This is a genomic window from Streptococcus macedonicus ACA-DC 198, assembly GCA_000283635.1.
Taxonomy (GTDB): Bacteria; Bacillota; Bacilli; order Lactobacillales; family Streptococcaceae; genus Streptococcus; species Streptococcus macedonicus.
In genome coordinates, this window is record HE613569.1 from 544,638 (window position 1) to 559,587 (window position 14,950).

Genomic DNA, 14,950 nt, shown 5'->3' on the forward strand with positions numbered 1-14,950 from the left:
AAAACAATGAAAGAACTTTTTAATCAAATTGCTAACAGAGAAGATTTATCCGAAGAACAAGTTGAGGCACTTTTTGATGGCATTTTAAATAATGATGTCTCAGAAAGCGAGATTGCGTCTTTTCTCATGGGGCTTAAGGTTAAGGGAGAAACGCCTTCTGAAATTACTGGAATTGTGCGTGCGCTTAAAAGTCATGCGGCCGATTTACCGCAAGCATTTGATGACGCCATGTGTAATTGTGGCACAGGTGGTGACCAATCTTACAGTTTTAACATTTCAACAACAGCTTGCTTTATTCTAGCAGCAGGTGGCATTCGTATCGCCAAAGGTGGTAATCGCTCGGTTTCATCAAAATCAGGTTCTGCCGATGTCCTCGAGGAATTGGGTGTTAATATTGCAGCTTCACCAGAAACGCTTTCTAAAGCACTAGACGAGGTTGGACTTGCCTTTATCTTTGCGCAAACCATGCATCCAGCTATGCGTTTTATTGGTCCAGCTCGTAGAGCTTTAGGAATCCCAACGATTATGAATATTGTTGGACCTTTGGCAAATCCACTTGACCTTGAAACTCAATTAATGGGTTTGTATCGTGCAGATTTGCAAGAAACGGCTGCGCAAGTTATGCAAAAACTCGGTCGTCAACGTGCCATTATCATTACTGGTCCAAATAACATGGATGAAGCAGCGCTATATGGTACCAATACCTATACGCTTTTAGATAATGGCAAGATTAGCCTACATCAGTTTACTTATCAAGACCTTGGAATGCCAAAAGTTGAACTTGATGATATTGTTGGTGGAGATGCCAAGCAAAATGCAGAGATTTTGCTGAGCGTTCTTCGAAATGAACCTAGCCCTTACCTTGAAACAACGGTATTGAATGCTGGGCTTGGCTTTTACGCTAATGGAAAAGTGGATAGTTTAGAAGAGGGTGTTGCCCTTGCTCGCCAGTTGATTGCAGATGGTTCAGCCCTTGCTAAGCTTCGCCAATTACAAGAGGTGCAAATATGAGCAAAGAATTTCTCCCAACTATCTTGAAGCAAAAAGCAAAAGAAGTGGAAGAGTTAGAAATGAAATCCTTACAACCACTTCGTGAGACTTATAAGCTGTATGACTATCTCAAAAATAATGCCAAGAAACTTCAAGTGATTGCTGAAGTTAAAAAAGCTAGTCCTAGCCTTGGTGACATTAATCTTGATGTCGACATTGTCAAACAAGCTAAAACTTACCAAGACAGCGGTGCGGCAATGATTTCGGTGCTGACAGACCCTTTCTTCTTTAAAGGTGACATTGATTACCTCCGTCAGATTTCTAGTCAAGTGAGTATTCCAACACTTGCCAAAGATTTCATTATTGATGAAAAACAAATCATTCGTAGTCGTAATGCAGGAGCAACCGTGATTTTGTTGATTGTGGCAGCTTTGCCAGAAGCTCGCTTGAAAGAGCTTTATGATTTTGCGACAGGGTTAGGACTAGAAGTTTTACTCGAAACGCATAATTTACCTGAATTTGAAGTCGCACATCGCATTGGTGCTAAAATTATCGGCGTTAATAACCGTAATTTAGTGACTTTTGAAACAGATATTAATACCAGCTTAGAATTATCAGCGCATTTCAAAGAAATGCCAGTTTATATTTCAGAATCAGCTATTTTCACCAAAGACGATGCTGCCTTGGTTGCCCCATTTTTCAATGGCATCTTGGTTGGCACGGCATTGATGAAAGCAGATAATGTTTCTGAAAAAGTGAAGGAGTTGCAAATTGACAAAGGTTAAAATTTGCGGGCTTTCAACACAAGCAGCCGTGGAACAGGCAGTCAAAAGCGGAGCAGATTATATCGGTTTTGTCTTTGCCAAAAGTAAGCGGCAAGTTGGCATAAAACAAGCTAACTATTTAGCTCAGTTTATTCCAGAAACTGTCCAGAAAGTGGGTGTTTTTGTAAGTCCAACATTGGTGGAACTTCAAGAAGCGATTACTAAAGTGCCTCTTGATTTTGTACAAATCCATGGAGATTTTGAAGAAGAGCTCTTTAAGAAAATTGATGTTCCAAATATTCGTGCCATTCCTGTCCAAAAAGCACTGGAAGAAATTGATAGTCAAGCGGATTATTTATTATTTGACGCCCCTTTGGCTGGTTCGGGCAAGATATTTAATTGGGAATTATTAAAAGATAAGAAAATCACGAAGCCATATTTTTTAGCAGGCGGATTAACTGTCGATAATGTCCAGCAGGCCATAACTTTCTTTCATCCTTACGCTGTTGACGTTTCTTCTGGTGTTGAGACGGATGGTGAAAAAGATTTATTGAAGATTGCAAAATTTATAGAAAGTGTGAAAAAATGAGCTATAACCAACCAGATACTAATGGATTTTACGGAAAATTTGGTGGACAATTTGTTCCCGAAACACTGATGACTGCGGTTATCGAACTTAATAAAGCTTACCGCGAAGCTGAGGCAGACCCAAGCTTTCAAGAAGAACTCGATGCGCTTTTGAAAAATTATGTCGGTCGTGAAACACCGCTTTATTACGCAGAGCGTTTAACAAAACATATCGGCGGTGCGAAAATTTACCTCAAACGTGAAGACCTAAACCACACAGGTGCTCATAAAATTAACAATGCCCTCGGTCAAGTTCTTCTTGCTAAACGAATGGGTAAAAAGAAAATTATTGCTGAAACTGGTGCTGGTCAACACGGGGTTGCAACAGCAACAGCAGCTGCACTTTTTGACATGGAATGTACGATTTACATGGGTGAAGAGGACGTAAAACGCCAAGCACTAAATGTTTTTCGTATGGAATTGCTAGGCGCTAAAGTCTTTTCTGTAACTGATGGTTCACGCGTTTTGAAAGATGCCGTAAATGCAGCCCTTCGCGCATGGGTAGCTAATATCGAAGATACACACTACATCATGGGGTCAGCTCTCGGACCTGCACCTTTCCCTGAAATGGTTCGTGACTTCCAATCTGTTATCGGTCAAGAAGCAAAGAAACAATATGCAGAGATTTCAGGAGGAAAATTGCCTGATGCTGTCCTAGCCTGTGTTGGCGGTGGTTCAAATGCGATTGGTCTTTTCTATCCATTTGTCGAAGATGAATCAGTTGCTCTTTACGGTGCTGAAGCAGCAGGACATGGACTTGATACTGAAGAGCACGCTGCAACATTTGCCAAAGGACGCATAGGTATTTTGCATGGCGCTTTGATGAATGTTTTGCAAGACCGCCATGGGCAAATCATGGAAGCTTTCTCAATTTCAGCGGGTCTTGATTATCCAGGCGTTGGTCCAGAGCATTGTCATTTTAAAGATATCGGTCGTGCCACATATGATTCTATTACTGATGATGAAGCACTTGAAGCATTTATGCTCCTATCACGTTTGGAAGGGATTATTCCTGCGCTTGAATCAAGCCATGCCATTGCTTTGACTCAAAAAGTGGCTAAAGAATTAGGTCCAGATAAATCAATCATTGTTTGTCTATCTGGACGTGGCGATAAAGATGTTGTGCAAGTAAAAGAACGTTTGGAAGCAGAAGGGAAATAGACTATGACTAAGACACTCACAAAACATCTTGAAAACATTGCAACAAGCGGTAAAGGAATTTTTGTGCCATACATTATGGCAGGAGACCACGAAAAAGCTTTAGACAGTTTGTTTGACACCATTACTTTTTTGGAAAATAGCGGAGCTTCTGCTATTGAAGTAGGCATTCCATGGTCAGACCCCGTTGCTGATGGACCAGTCATTGAATTGGCAGGGCAAAGAAGCTTGGCTAATGGTGTGAATTTGACAGCGATTGTTCAAAAATTACAAGAAAAACAAACGACAATTCCTTTGGTCATCATGACTTACATCAATCCTGTCTATCAATACGGCATTGAGAAATTTATTGCTGACTTGAAAAATACGTCTGTTAAAGGGTTGATTATTCCTGATTTACCACACGAACACGAGAATATGGTAAAACCATATCTTACCGACACAGATATTGCGCTTGTGCCACTCGTTAGTCTGACAACAGGTATTGAACGTCAAAAAACGTTATGTAAAGATGCTGAAGGATTTATCTATGCCGTTGCTATTAATGGTGTTACTGGTAAAACTGGTAATTATCGTGATGATTTGGATAAACATTTGACCAATCTTAAAACCATTGCTGACATTCCTGTTTTAACAGGTTTTGGTGTCTCAACTCCAGCGGACATTGAGCGATTTAACAAAGTATCAGACGGTGTTATTGTCGGAACAAAAATTGTTAGAGGCTTACACGAAGGAAAAACAGATGATGTTGCTGACTTCGTCAAATACGGCTCAAATTATCAAAAATAAACTCATTTCAGCAAAAAAAAAAACAGAGATTCCTTTGATGTGGAGTCTCTGTTTTTAAGTTATTTTATTTAGAACAAATCAATGATGAGTTTTAAATTGAGCAGTGTTAATACAATAGCGACGAGATAGCCGAGAATAGTGTTCCATTTGGCATTGACAAATTTTCCCATAATCTTGCGGTTTGATGTGAAATAAACCAAAGGAAAAATAGAAAACGGCAAAGCTATGGATAGAAAGACTTGAGAATAGACGATTAGCTGGTCAAGGACACTTTCTTGACTACCGTAGAGAACAGCGGCAATCATAACGGGTGCAAGAGCGGCCAAACGTGTCACCAAACGAATCACCCATTGTGGCAAATGGAGTTTCAAAAAGCCCTCCATAACAATCTGTCCAGTTAGTGTTCCTGTAATAGTCGAATTTTGCCCGCTGGCAAGTAGAGCGATAGCAAACAAAGTGGATAGAGCAGCACTGGCAACGCTCCCTGCAATTTCAGAATTTTGAAGGGCAGCATACATTTGTGAAAAAGCATTAATCTCGCTAGCATGTCCATAAAAGAGCGAAGCCCCTAAGATGAGCAACAAGGAATTAACCACGAAAGCAAGCGTGAGTTGAATGTTAGAATCCCAAGTCATGAAACGCACGGCTCGTTTGATAGAATCTTGGCTCTCGTAATTAACTTTTCGTGTCTGCGAAATTGAAGAATGGAGATAAAGATTATGTGGCATAACTGTCGCCCCAATAATCCCCAAAGCTAATGTCAATTTACTATTAACGCCACTTTGTTTTAAATCTAAAATCGATGCATTAGGGAGATAACCATGCAAAATTCCTGAAAGACTTGGCTTTGATAAGATGACCAAGTAAAGGAAAATAATCAAAATGGTTGCAATCAAGGTCGATACGATAGCCTCAATTTTACGGAATCCCAATTTCATCAAAGATAAGAGAATAAAGACATCTAAAATCGTGATGAAAATCGAGAATAACAAAGACCAACCAAAAAGTAAATGAAGAGCAATTCCCGAACCAATGACTTCAGCCAAATCTGTCGCCATTAATGCTAATTCAATCACAATAAAAAGTAAGTAGCGGAGCTTCTTTGGCGAATGTGCAGCTGTTGCTTGAGCCAAATCAAATTTGGTCACGATACCTAATTTTCCAGCCATTTGTTGCAACTGCATCGCAATCAAAGATGAGACGAGGATAACAAACAAAAGCAGGTATTTATAAGTTGCTCCACCGACTACGCTAGTAATCCAGTTACCAGGGTCCATATAACCAACGGCAACCAGAGCTCCTGGTCCAATAAAGGCTCTAAGGGTACACCAAAATGAGGCATTTTTGGGGACAGCAATACTTTGATTAACTTCACTGAGTGATTTTTGGTAATGTGTAGAAGTTTCCAAGGCACTACCTCTTTTCTAAATCTTTTATTAACACTTATTATAGCAGAAAATTTTAAAAAATAAACCATATTTAATTAAAAAATTAAGCGTAGTTAAAAATAAATAAAATTAGGTATCCTAAAAATAAAAATGGCACAAAGGGAATCCGTTTATTTGTCTGGAAAAAGTAGTAAATAATACCTGAAAGAGAGCCAAGCTCGATAATCCATAAAATAGTTTGAAGGTCAAGAAGCAGACTCAAACTGGCAAGGTAGAAAAAATCACCGCTACCGATTTTCAAATCAATTAGCTCTGCCACTATCCCAAAAGCCAAAAGAATAATAGCTAGCGCACTAATCGGCGTGACAAAAAGCAAAAAAATACTTGGAAGGAGCCAAATCAATAATGGAAACTCTTGACGTTTCAAGTCATAAAGACTAAGAGTTGTGCTAAAAAACAAGATAAAAACTTGGTCGAGTGAGAGAAGTGCGCAATAGTAAAGTACGACAATGCCCCCAAAATAAATCTCTAACAGCCCATACCAGAAAGAAATTTTGGTGTGGCAAAAACGACAACGTGAATGATTTATCAGTTGAGAAAAAATGGGAATCAAATCACGAACGGCAAGTTGTTGTCCACAAGAATCACAATGACTGGCAGGAAAAATGATTGATTTTTCGGGAAATCGATCAACGATTAAACTAAGAAAAGAAGCAATAGAAGCCCCTAGAAAAAAGAATAATAAAATGTCCATACTAGTTTATTCGAAAAATAATTAAAAAAGTGAGCATATTATTTGCTCTTTATTTAGAATTATTCTAAAATATTATTGTAAAGCAAAGGATGAGGAATCCTAAAATGTCATTTGACGAGGAGGTTTACTATGACTCAAACAATCACTGAAAACATTTACGCATCTATAACACATAATATCTCACAAAAATCAACTGCTAAAAATGCTAAAACAAAAGCTGTTCTTAACCAAGCGGTTGCTGATTTGTCAAAAGCTGCCTCAATTGTTCACCAGGTTCACTGGTACATGCGTGGAGCAGGCTTCTATTATTTGCATCCAAAAATGGATGAATTGATGGATGGTCTTAACGCTTCATTGGACGAAATGAGCGAACGTTTGATTACGATCGGTGGTGCTCCATATTCAACATTGAAAGAATTTGATGAAAATTCTAAACTTGAAGAAACAACTGGTTCATTTGATAAAACAATGGATGAACATTTGGCACGTTTAGTTGACGTTTATACTTACTTGTCAGCACTTTACCAAGTTGGGCTTGATGTCACTGACGAAGAAGGCGACGCACCTTCTAATGATATTTTCATGGCTGCCCAAGCAGATGCTGAAAAGACAATCTGGATGCTCCAAGCCGAACGCGGACAAGCACCAGGAAACAAATAATTTTCAAAATAGATAAAAAAACGTCCACTGGACGTTTTTTTACTCGCCTATAAACAACAAAGCAGGTCGCATGACCTGCTTTGTTGTTTATGTTAAAAGTATGTAAAAACCAGAGAAACCGATTGCATATTCTTATTGAAAATGCTAGTTTTTTTTGATAAAATGCTTCATATGAAAACATTATATGATGTGCAACAATTGTTGAAACGATTTGGTATTTATGTCTATATCGGTAAGCGTCTTTATGATATTGAAGTCATGAAACTGGAATTAGAAAAATTGTATGAAAATGGATTGATTGACAAGACGGATTACCTGACAGCTGAATTGATTTTGCGACGTGAGCACCGTTTAGAAATGGAGAAAGAAAATAATGACTAAAAAACTTTTAGGGATTGACCTTGGTGGGACAACGATTAAATTCGGTATCCTAACACTTGAGGGAGAAGTGCAAGAAAAATGGGCAATTGATACGAATATACTTGAAGATGGTAAACACATTGTCCCTGATATTGTTGAATCAATTAAACACCGTTTGAATCTTTACGGTTTGACAAAAGATGATTTTGTAGGTATCGGTATGGGGTCTCCAGGTGCTGTTGACCGCGCTAAAAAAACAGTTACAGGTGCTTTCAACTTGAACTGGGCACACACTGAAGAAGTCGGTTCAGTTATCGAACGTGAACTTGGGATTCCATTTGCTATTGATAACGATGCAAACGTAGCTGCACTTGGTGAACGTTGGAGAGGTGCTGGCGCAAATAATCCAGATGTTGTTTTTGTAACACTTGGAACTGGTGTTGGTGGCGGTGTTATCGCTGACGGTAACCTTATCCACGGTGTCGCTGGTGCTGGTGGAGAAATTGGTCACATGAATGTTGAACCAGTTGATGGATTTAAATGTACTTGTGGTAACAAAGGTTGTCTAGAAACAGTTGCTTCAGCAACAGGTGTTGTGCGTGTGGCTCGTCATTTGGCTGAAGAATACGAAGGTGATTCAAGCATCAAAGCTGCCATTGACAATGGTGATGTGGTGACAAGTAAAGACATCTTTGTCGCTGCTGAAGCGGGTGACCATTTTGCCGATTCAGTTGTTGAAAAAGTTGGTTTCTATCTTGGTCAAGCAACAGCAAATATCGCAAACATCTTGAACCCAGATTCAGTTGTTATCGGTGGTGGTGTTTCAGCTGCAGGTGAATTCTTGCGTAGTCGCGTTGAAAAATATTTTGTCAGCTACGCTTTCCCACAAGTGCGCAAAACAACAAAAATTAAAATTGCCGAACTTGGAAATGATGCTGGTATCATCGGTGCAGCAAGTCTTGCAAGTCAATTTGTAGATTAAGGGGCGCAACATGAACTGGATTATCGTTTTAGTTATTTTAGTTATTTTAGTTGCTATCGTTGCTTGGATGGCTTGGACTTATTTTAGTCTCCGCCGTGTAGCGAAATTTATTGATAATGCTGAGTTTGAAAGCATGATTCACACAAGTCAATTGATTGATGTGCGTGAGGCTGACGCTTTCAAGACAAAACATATCATGGGAGCTCGTAATCTTCCGGCTAATCAAATTCAACTCTCAATGTCTGCTATTCGTAAAGATAAACCTGTTCTTTTATACGATAGTAGTAGAAGTTCAGCAATTCCACGTGTTATTAGAACACTTAAAAAAGCAGGCTACACTAATCTTTATGTTCTTAAAGACGGCTTTGACTACTGGACAGGAAAAGTTAAAGAAAGTTAATCATTTACCAATATATGGAATTTGAAAAAGAAAATTTAAAGAGAAAAAACGATGAGAGTAAGGATGCCCTGAAATCAAAATATCTCAAAAATCAGATTTTCCAATTAGATTTGGAATTAAGCCAAGTAACAGACGAAGATGAGAAGAAGAGACTTGAAGCATTACGCAATGTTTACGTCGAAAAATTGCAAGAAAACAAGAAACGTCGTTTAATCAGGATTCTTTTAATCAGTCCATTGGTTTTCTTGGCTCTGATTATTTTGTATCTCGTCGCAGCTTTCAATCGCGAAACAACCGCCAATAATAAGTCGGAATGGTCGCCATCTACAACGGCTACGTCAACAAGTTCATCTAGTTCTTCAAGTTCATCAAGCACGAGCGAGACCAAGACCTCTTCAACGATAAAACAAGGTGTCCCTGCGGAGCTTGTTGGAAATTGGAAAACAGCTGATTTTGATGGAGTTATTTTGACAATCAGTGAAGATGGCACAATGACTAAAAACCAGTCTAATTATATCATTACAGAGCGTGTTTCTGGTTATGAAGAAGTGGCACAAGGTGTTTATCGTTTTTATCCTGCTGATGGAAGTGATAGTGAAGCCATCGGTGCACTTATTTTTGGTGGTATCGGTGGTAGTTACCAAACAACACCAAAATTTGCTTCAGGAATTTATGTCAAAAATGGCTATATTTATCCACAATTTTGGACAACAACCTCTAGCAAATTTACTTATTCGTTAAACACTAATCTCAAATTAGTACCAACCGACCAAGCAGCTGTTGTTGATGCCATTGATACTAAAAATTTAACGACTGAGCAAGTGGAAGCTTGGGTTCTTACCATTTATGCTTCGCAAAATCAATTATCTGATGAAGATAAAGAAAATTATTTCGTAAATGTCAAAGCATATGATGACAATTTGGTTTATGCTAGTGTCCGTAAAAAAAGCGATTCAAAAACACGTTTAGCCTTATATCGTGTTAATGCAGACGGCTATCTTGAACAAGGCACACTCGAAGCAACAAATTGGAGCGTTGTCAGCACCGCTTATGTCGAATAAGACAATGCTGAAATAGTTAAAATATAACAAAAGATGGGACGTGGTTCCCATCTTTTTTGGGTTATGGAAAGAGAAAGATTGGTGATATCAATGTTTTCTGAGGAGGAGAAGTTTTTATTGAAAATCACCAACCAAAGCAGCAGTTTCTTGATTAGTTCCGTTAGGATTGAAAAATACCCAACCAAAATGATTTGTGAACTTTGAAGTGCCCAAATGTGCTTGTTTGGACGCTTCAGAACTTGGTAGAAACGTCCAGTCATGATGTCATGTCTAAGGTTTTTGTACAGTGTAATCTGCTGTTTTATAATATTTTTTGAGTGTTCGTCTAAACTTAATAAATCCAGTTCATAGCCAAGAATTCCAGAGATGGCAACGTTGAAACGTGTTTCTAAAGGGGTATTACGTTGAATTTGACCATTTGGAACTTGAGAGACATGGTTAGATAGGCAAGTGATTGGGTAGGCAAGAGCAGTATTTTCTTGGATATCCAATCCGGCAATCGCATCGGTATTGTCGCTAACCCAGATTTGACGGCTATAATAAAGAATACCTAAATCAAATCGTCCGCCCCCTGATGCCAACCTTCAATGAGGAAATTTGGGTAACGTTCAAGTAATTTTTCGTATAATTGATAAATACCTTGAGCATAGCGATGAAGAAATTCTCCTTGTCTGATGCCGTTTTTGGCGAGATAATTGGAATAAACTTCGGTTAAATTTTGGTTAAATTTTGGTTAAATTTTGGTTCATATCTCATTTGAGATAATCTAGTTGTGTTTCATCGATAATCAAAGACATTTGTTCAAAAATATTTTCGACAACAGCTGGATTGATAAAGTCAAGCACTAATTGACCACGACCGTATGAATAACGTTCTTGTGTTGGCTCAACAATCCAATCAGGATGCTTACGATAAAGCTCGATATCCTCGTTAACCATTTCGGGTTCAAACCAAAGACCAAATTGTACCCCCATTTGGTGAATTTTTGGGGCAAATACTTGTAATCCATTTGGAAATTTTTCAGGATTTGGGTACCAATCACCTAATGATGAGTGGTCGTTGTTGCGTTTAGCAAACCAACCATCATCAACGACAAAACATTCTATGCCCAATGCTGCGCAAGGGTTAAAAGCTTGTTTTCATCGAAATCAAAAACGTAAGTCTCCCAGCTATTTAGTACAATTGGTCGCTCTCGTTTTGCCCAGAATGGAGAAATGATATGTTCAGAAATAAAACTAGCGTCTTCTTGTACTAAGCCATTGAGACTGTCTTGACTAAAACTTAAAACAGTTTGCGGTGTTGCAAAATTTTCATTTGGTTTTAGTTGCCAAGAAAAAGCATAAGGTGAAATCTCACTCATTAATCTTGCTTGATTCCATTCATTAACATCAATTTGTTGAATGAAATTACCAGAATAAACCAAGTTTGCTCCACAACACATGCCTGTGTCAAAAGTCGTTTCTTTTTTGGCAATAGCGACAAAGGGATTGTGTTGATGATTACTTGTACCAGTTAAACTTTCGACTTTAAAACTTCCTTGTTGAAGTGGGTATTTTTTTAATTGACGTTCTGAAATCCAAGCACCTGAAAAATGATAAGCCTGATAGTCGTTGGTATCTTCTAGCCAAAAGGTTGAGGAGAGTGCGCGTGTTAAGACAATATCATGTTGTCCATTGTTGTTAATAAGGACGCGTTTGCTTATATTTTTTCCTTTTTTAAAAAAGACATATTCTAAAGTGACTTGTAATTGCAACCCAGCATCTTCTAGTCTAAGGCTTAATATTTCAGCGTCATCATTTAGTCTGACATGTGGTCCAGAATAGGAAAGCTTTTCTTTTTGAGGATCGTAATCAAGGTATTTTAACTCTAATTAGTGTGGGGTATCATGGACGGTCACTTCAAGTGAAGCCTCTTGGAAAGCCGTTGTCCCATAAAGGGCGCATTCTTGATGTTTATCAGCTAATGTAAAACTGCTATTTTTGGCATATTTAACAGTGCCAGCAGCTTTGCCTTCTGAGTGTTCTAAAAGGGAAAAGTCATCTTCTTTTAGCGCTAATGTTGGACCAAAATACAGTTGTTCAAGTTGTCTATTTGGCATGATTTTGATGAGGTAACTCATATCAGTATTTGACAAGCGAAAAATATTGTTTATTTTTGTAATTGACCCCCTAAGCAACCTTTGTGGCAATTTACTTGAGACGTTTGGCTGCTTTGTATTTGAAAACGAAGTGGTATAATAACGAGACAATAAAGAAATTAACTTGCTTACTTTTATCAGTGAAACTATTAGCTTCTTGATACTCGATTTTTGTCTTACCATTAACGGTCTCAAAAAGAAAACATTGTAAAATATTGCCGCCAGCGTAACTACTTGACAGTTTTAAAGAGTGATTTTTTTCATTTCAATGACGGTTGTTTTACCCCAAACTCTCTCTTTAATCATTTTAGTGAAAAATGGTTTCTTAATTGTCATCTGTTCCTGAAGTTGGGTGATGTAGTTATCGTAGTATTTGAAAAATTGTAGTGTTTCCTCAATGATTTCTTGATAAATCACCTCAACAGGACAATCAATTTGTTTAGAGTAGCTTAATACGGTGTTTTCAATCATTTTCTGCTACACTTTCTGTTGCAGGATTAGCTTCATCAGCGAGATATGTTTTGTCAATTGCCATCATGAATGGAAGCCAAATCGCAATAGAAACTGCCACGTTAACCAGTTGTAAAATCCCACCAGCAATAGAGGTTGTTCCAATCCAGCCTGAAAGGAAAACAGGTGTTGTCCAAACAATAGTGACACCAATTGGACGAGGAACAAAACCAAGATAAATAGCATAGTATGACGTTAACACGGTCACAACAGGAGGCAAACTCCAAGGGATGAGTACCATTGGAGTTAAAACCATTGGAAGTCCAAAAGTAATCGGTTCAGAAATATTGAAGAAAGCAGGAACAGCTACCATTTTCATTGTGCTTTTTAGGCGAAGTGAGCGTGCTAGGAAAAGTTATACCAGAACAACACCCAGAGTCATTCCGTTACCACCAATAAGTGGGAAAATTCTCATGAAAGTTGAACAGATGATGTGCGGTAACGATTTTCCAGCTTGAAAGGCAGCATAATTTTCGAGGTTTGATGTTTGCAGTAGTGGTTCAGTTATGGCGCCAACAATCATTTGACCATGAACTCCAAACCAACAAAGGAGTTGGGCAGCGACAACGGCAACGAGAGTAGCAGGCAAACTTGTTCCAAGACCAACTAAAGATTGTTGTAAAACATTAAATAAACAATCAAAAGCATTGCCCCAACTTGTAAAGGTAAAGAGGTAACGAACGGTGTTGAAAATCAATAGAGATGCCGCACTTGGAATAATCGATGTAAATGATGTTGCAATCCCAGGAGGCACTTGTTTTGGCATTTTTATGGTAATTTTTTTATTTTCTGGGTAAGCAAAAATGACTGTCGCTAAAAATCCAGTTAGGATGGCTACAATCATTCCTTGAGAGCCAAGCTTTGCTGTCGGCATGTAAACTTGACCTTTTACTGTTTTAAATGGAAGAAGTAGTAGGAAAGACGATAAACTAACAGCACCAGCATAAATCCTTGAGCATTTAAGATAGTTAGCAAAATGATAACCAACACCAAAAGTAACAAATAATACTGTGACATTCATTGTTGCATTTCCGATTGGACCAGAAAAATCATTCAAAAAGGTTATGAAACCGTCAGGTAAAAATTTGTCGAATCCAAAGGTAGCGGGTAAATTTTGGATAATCATCATAATAGATGCAAACATTGTGGCTGGGAAAGCAACCATAAAACCATCACGTAAACTGGTTAGATGCTTGTTTTCACAAATAGCCGTAGCCAGTGGCATCATTTTTTGTGTGATTTTGTCAGTTAAAGACATAAGTAACCTTCTAAAATAAAATGGATATTTTTTTAATCCACAAAATTATTGTAAACGCTTAGAATATATAAAGATATGGATTTTCGTTTTTTATTTATGGAATTTTGTGACTTTTGGAGAAAGTAATGAAAATTATTAATTATTCTAATGACTGTTATCAAAATATAGATGTGATGCTTTATAATTACGGCTATGAGGAATGTGATTCTGGGCATTTTTATGGACCTGCTGTCAGAAAAAAAGTTATATGATTCATTACATTACAGCTGGTAAAGGGATTTTCAGAGTTAATCATCAAACATATGAGTTATCAACAGGCGATGCCTTTTTAATGAAACCAGGTGAGGAAATTTATTATGAAGCTGATAAAAAAGAACCGTGGTGCTATGCTTGGATAGGTGTTCAAGGTGCGAAAATTGAACACTACCTTGGTTGTACGAATTTGCTTGAAAAGCCAGTATTTCATTATGATAAAGACGAACGCTTGGTCAAGATTTATAATCAATTCTTTAAGGCAACAAAGGAGCCAGTTTTGTTGAGAGAACTTAAAGCTAATCGTGCTATTTATGACTTATTTGCTTTCTTGATTGAAAATTTTCCAAATCATCAATCTCAAGATAAAAAAGATGGCTTGTCTTACATCAAAGAAGCTGTCGCTTATTGCAATCTTAATTTAGATAAGCCGATTAAAGTCCAAGAAATAGCTGATTACCTTAACCTCAATCGCTCTTACTTAGCTCGTTTATTCAAACAAAAAATAGGCGTCAGCTTAAAGCAATATCTATCACATTTGCGGATTGAGAATGCCAAAGAATTATTAACAAAAACGGAATCACCAGTCAATGTCATTGCGTGTTCCATTGGATTTTCAGACCCATTATATTTCTCTAAGTTTTTTAAAAAATGGACAGGATACTCTCCAGAAAAGTACCGTCAAGTTGAAGTCAATGTTCAAAACAGAAAGCAATAGGAATTTTTATTAAAATAATACTTTTTACATACAATAGAAGCTAAATCCGTTTCTGAAAACATTTACACTTGTTTTATCGCTGTTTTTTCATAGGATTTGTGGTATAATTCAAAAGTTATAATAAATTTAAAAAATCGAGGAA

Annotated in this window: 19 protein-coding genes and 1 pseudogene; 12 read left to right on the forward strand and 8 right to left on the reverse strand. The window is 37.8% G+C overall.

Annotated features, from left to right (window positions below; genetic code table 11):
- Positions 1 to 6: 6 nt before the first annotated feature.
- Genes trpD through trpA form a run of 5 tightly spaced genes read left to right on the forward strand, consistent with a single transcriptional unit; the run spans position 7 to position 4,328 of the window.
- The gene (gene trpD / locus SMA_RS02925) at positions 7 to 1,011 is read left to right on the forward strand and encodes an anthranilate phosphoribosyltransferase (protein WP_014294134.1); all 1,005 of its coding nucleotides are present in this window, start codon (positions 7 to 9) and stop codon (positions 1,009 to 1,011) included.
- A complete protein-coding gene (trpC, locus tag SMA_RS02930; RefSeq protein WP_014294135.1) occupies positions 1,008 to 1,775 on the forward strand; it encodes an indole-3-glycerol phosphate synthase TrpC in 768 nt (255 codons plus the stop codon). The genes trpD and trpC overlap by 4 nt, the downstream gene beginning before the upstream one ends.
- Complete coding sequence (locus SMA_RS02935) at positions 1,762 to 2,343, forward strand: phosphoribosylanthranilate isomerase (protein WP_014294136.1); 582 nt, start codon at positions 1,762 to 1,764, stop codon at positions 2,341 to 2,343. The genes trpC and SMA_RS02935 overlap by 14 nt, the downstream gene beginning before the upstream one ends.
- Entirely contained in the window at positions 2,340 to 3,542 is a 1,203-nt protein-coding gene (trpB, locus tag SMA_RS02940; RefSeq protein WP_014294137.1) for a tryptophan synthase subunit beta, read from the forward strand. The genes SMA_RS02935 and trpB overlap by 4 nt, the downstream gene beginning before the upstream one ends.
- Before the next feature lie 3 nt (positions 3,543 to 3,545).
- Positions 3,546 to 4,328 (forward strand): tryptophan synthase subunit alpha, encoded by a 783-nt coding sequence (trpA, locus tag SMA_RS02945; protein WP_014294138.1) that lies wholly within the window; start codon positions 3,546 to 3,548, stop codon positions 4,326 to 4,328.
- 68 nt (positions 4,329 to 4,396) lie between these two features.
- On the opposite strand, the gene SMA_RS02950 is transcribed toward trpA, so the two are convergent.
- On the reverse strand, positions 4,397 to 5,737 hold the full coding sequence (locus SMA_RS02950; RefSeq protein WP_014294139.1) for an Nramp family divalent metal transporter: 1,341 nt from the start codon (positions 5,735 to 5,737) through the stop codon (positions 4,397 to 4,399).
- An 82-nt stretch (positions 5,738 to 5,819) separates the two neighbouring features.
- Positions 5,820 to 6,470 carry a prepilin peptidase gene (locus SMA_RS02955; protein WP_014294140.1) on the reverse strand — a complete coding sequence of 217 codons (651 nt, stop codon included), beginning with the start codon at positions 6,468 to 6,470 and terminating at the stop codon, positions 5,820 to 5,822.
- Positions 6,471 to 6,599: 129 nt separating this feature from the next.
- Between SMA_RS02955 and SMA_RS02960 the strand changes: the two genes are divergently transcribed.
- From SMA_RS02960 to SMA_RS02980, 5 genes are all read left to right on the forward strand, one after another.
- The gene (locus SMA_RS02960; protein WP_014294141.1) at positions 6,600 to 7,130 is read left to right on the forward strand and encodes a Dps family protein; all 531 of its coding nucleotides are present in this window, start codon (positions 6,600 to 6,602) and stop codon (positions 7,128 to 7,130) included.
- A 171-nt stretch (positions 7,131 to 7,301) separates the two neighbouring features.
- Positions 7,302 to 7,511, forward strand: coding sequence for a YqgQ family protein (locus SMA_RS02965; RefSeq protein WP_012961615.1), 210 nt, complete (start codon positions 7,302 to 7,304; stop codon positions 7,509 to 7,511).
- On the forward strand, positions 7,504 to 8,472 hold the full coding sequence (locus tag SMA_RS02970; RefSeq protein ID WP_014294142.1) for an ROK family glucokinase: 969 nt from the start codon (positions 7,504 to 7,506) through the stop codon (positions 8,470 to 8,472). The genes SMA_RS02965 and SMA_RS02970 overlap by 8 nt, the downstream gene beginning before the upstream one ends.
- 10 nt (positions 8,473 to 8,482) lie before the next feature.
- The gene (locus SMA_RS02975; RefSeq protein ID WP_014294143.1) at positions 8,483 to 8,872 is read left to right on the forward strand and encodes a rhodanese-like domain-containing protein; all 390 of its coding nucleotides are present in this window, start codon (positions 8,483 to 8,485) and stop codon (positions 8,870 to 8,872) included.
- A gap of 14 nt (positions 8,873 to 8,886) precedes the next feature.
- The gene (locus SMA_RS02980; protein WP_014294144.1) at positions 8,887 to 9,933 is read left to right on the forward strand and encodes a hypothetical protein; all 1,047 of its coding nucleotides are present in this window, start codon (positions 8,887 to 8,889) and stop codon (positions 9,931 to 9,933) included.
- Here SMA_RS02980 and SMA_RS11840 read toward each other — a convergent pair.
- The 6 genes and pseudogenes from SMA_RS11840 to SMA_RS02995 form a co-directional block, all read right to left on the reverse strand.
- Complete coding sequence (locus tag SMA_RS11840; protein WP_014294145.1) at positions 9,921 to 10,514, reverse strand: alpha-galactosidase; 594 nt, start codon at positions 10,512 to 10,514, stop codon at positions 9,921 to 9,923. The genes SMA_RS02980 and SMA_RS11840 overlap by 13 nt on opposite strands.
- A 171-nt stretch (positions 10,515 to 10,685) precedes the next feature.
- Positions 10,686 to 11,740 (reverse strand): annotated as a pseudogene (locus SMA_RS11850) (alpha-galactosidase); the annotation flags it as partial.
- 63 nt (positions 11,741 to 11,803) lie between these two features.
- A complete protein-coding gene (locus SMA_RS11855; RefSeq protein ID WP_223246236.1) occupies positions 11,804 to 12,067 on the reverse strand; it encodes a hypothetical protein in 264 nt (87 codons plus the stop codon).
- Positions 12,068 to 12,313: 246 nt separating this feature from the next.
- The gene (locus SMA_RS11860; RefSeq protein ID WP_014294149.1) at positions 12,314 to 12,541 is read right to left on the reverse strand and encodes a hypothetical protein; all 228 of its coding nucleotides are present in this window, start codon (positions 12,539 to 12,541) and stop codon (positions 12,314 to 12,316) included.
- Positions 12,534 to 12,899: a hypothetical protein gene (locus tag SMA_RS11865; protein ID WP_318248492.1), complete on the reverse strand. Its 366-nt coding sequence runs from the start codon at positions 12,897 to 12,899 to the stop codon at positions 12,534 to 12,536. Before SMA_RS11865 ends, SMA_RS11860 begins: the two co-directional genes overlap by 8 nt.
- Positions 12,900 to 12,935: 36 nt before the next feature.
- The gene (locus tag SMA_RS02995; protein WP_318248493.1) at positions 12,936 to 13,838 is read right to left on the reverse strand and encodes a PTS sugar transporter subunit IIC; all 903 of its coding nucleotides are present in this window, start codon (positions 13,836 to 13,838) and stop codon (positions 12,936 to 12,938) included.
- A gap of 125 nt (positions 13,839 to 13,963) precedes the next feature.
- On the opposite strand from SMA_RS02995, the gene SMA_RS11870 reads away from it, so the two are divergent.
- Both SMA_RS11870 and SMA_RS03000 read left to right on the forward strand, forming a co-directional pair.
- Positions 13,964 to 14,089 (forward strand): cupin domain-containing protein, encoded by a 126-nt coding sequence (locus SMA_RS11870; protein ID WP_257235434.1) that lies wholly within the window; start codon positions 13,964 to 13,966, stop codon positions 14,087 to 14,089.
- A complete protein-coding gene (locus SMA_RS03000; RefSeq protein WP_318248494.1) occupies positions 14,086 to 14,808 on the forward strand; it encodes an AraC family transcriptional regulator in 723 nt (240 codons plus the stop codon). The genes SMA_RS11870 and SMA_RS03000 overlap by 4 nt, the downstream gene beginning before the upstream one ends.
- The last annotated feature ends 142 nt before the right edge of the window (positions 14,809 to 14,950 follow it).

Excerpts from the sequence above, each read along its gene's own strand:
- trpD (WP_014294134.1), top strand. The coding sequence starts at position 7 with ATGAAAGAACTTTTTAATCAAATTGCTAACAGAGAAGATTTATCCGAA.
- trpC (WP_014294135.1), top strand. The coding sequence starts at position 1,008 with ATGAGCAAAGAATTTCTCCCAACTATCTTGAAGCAAAAAGCAAAAGAA.
- trpB (WP_014294137.1), top strand. The coding sequence starts at position 2,340 with ATGAGCTATAACCAACCAGATACTAATGGATTTTACGGAAAATTTGGT.
- trpA (WP_014294138.1), top strand. The coding sequence starts at position 3,546 with ATGACTAAGACACTCACAAAACATCTTGAAAACATTGCAACAAGCGGT.
- SMA_RS02955 (WP_014294140.1), bottom strand. The coding sequence starts at position 6,470 with ATGGACATTTTATTATTCTTTTTTCTAGGGGCTTCTATTGCTTCTTTT.
- SMA_RS02960 (WP_014294141.1), top strand. The coding sequence starts at position 6,600 with ATGACTCAAACAATCACTGAAAACATTTACGCATCTATAACACATAAT.
- SMA_RS02965 (WP_012961615.1), top strand. The coding sequence starts at position 7,302 with ATGAAAACATTATATGATGTGCAACAATTGTTGAAACGATTTGGTATT.
- SMA_RS02970 (WP_014294142.1), top strand. The coding sequence starts at position 7,504 with ATGACTAAAAAACTTTTAGGGATTGACCTTGGTGGGACAACGATTAAA.
- SMA_RS02975 (WP_014294143.1), top strand. The coding sequence starts at position 8,483 with ATGAACTGGATTATCGTTTTAGTTATTTTAGTTATTTTAGTTGCTATC.
- SMA_RS02980 (WP_014294144.1), top strand. The coding sequence starts at position 8,887 with ATGGAATTTGAAAAAGAAAATTTAAAGAGAAAAAACGATGAGAGTAAG.
- SMA_RS11860 (WP_014294149.1), bottom strand. The coding sequence starts at position 12,541 with ATGATTGAAAACACCGTATTAAGCTACTCTAAACAAATTGATTGTCCT.
- SMA_RS11865 (WP_318248492.1), bottom strand. The coding sequence starts at position 12,899 with ATGAAAATGGTAGCTGTTCCTGCTTTCTTCAATATTTCTGAACCGATT.
- SMA_RS02995 (WP_318248493.1), bottom strand. The coding sequence starts at position 13,838 with ATGTCTTTAACTGACAAAATCACACAAAAAATGATGCCACTGGCTACG.
- SMA_RS11870 (WP_257235434.1), top strand. The coding sequence starts at position 13,964 with ATGAAAATTATTAATTATTCTAATGACTGTTATCAAAATATAGATGTG.
- SMA_RS03000 (WP_318248494.1), top strand. The coding sequence starts at position 14,086 with ATGATTCATTACATTACAGCTGGTAAAGGGATTTTCAGAGTTAATCAT.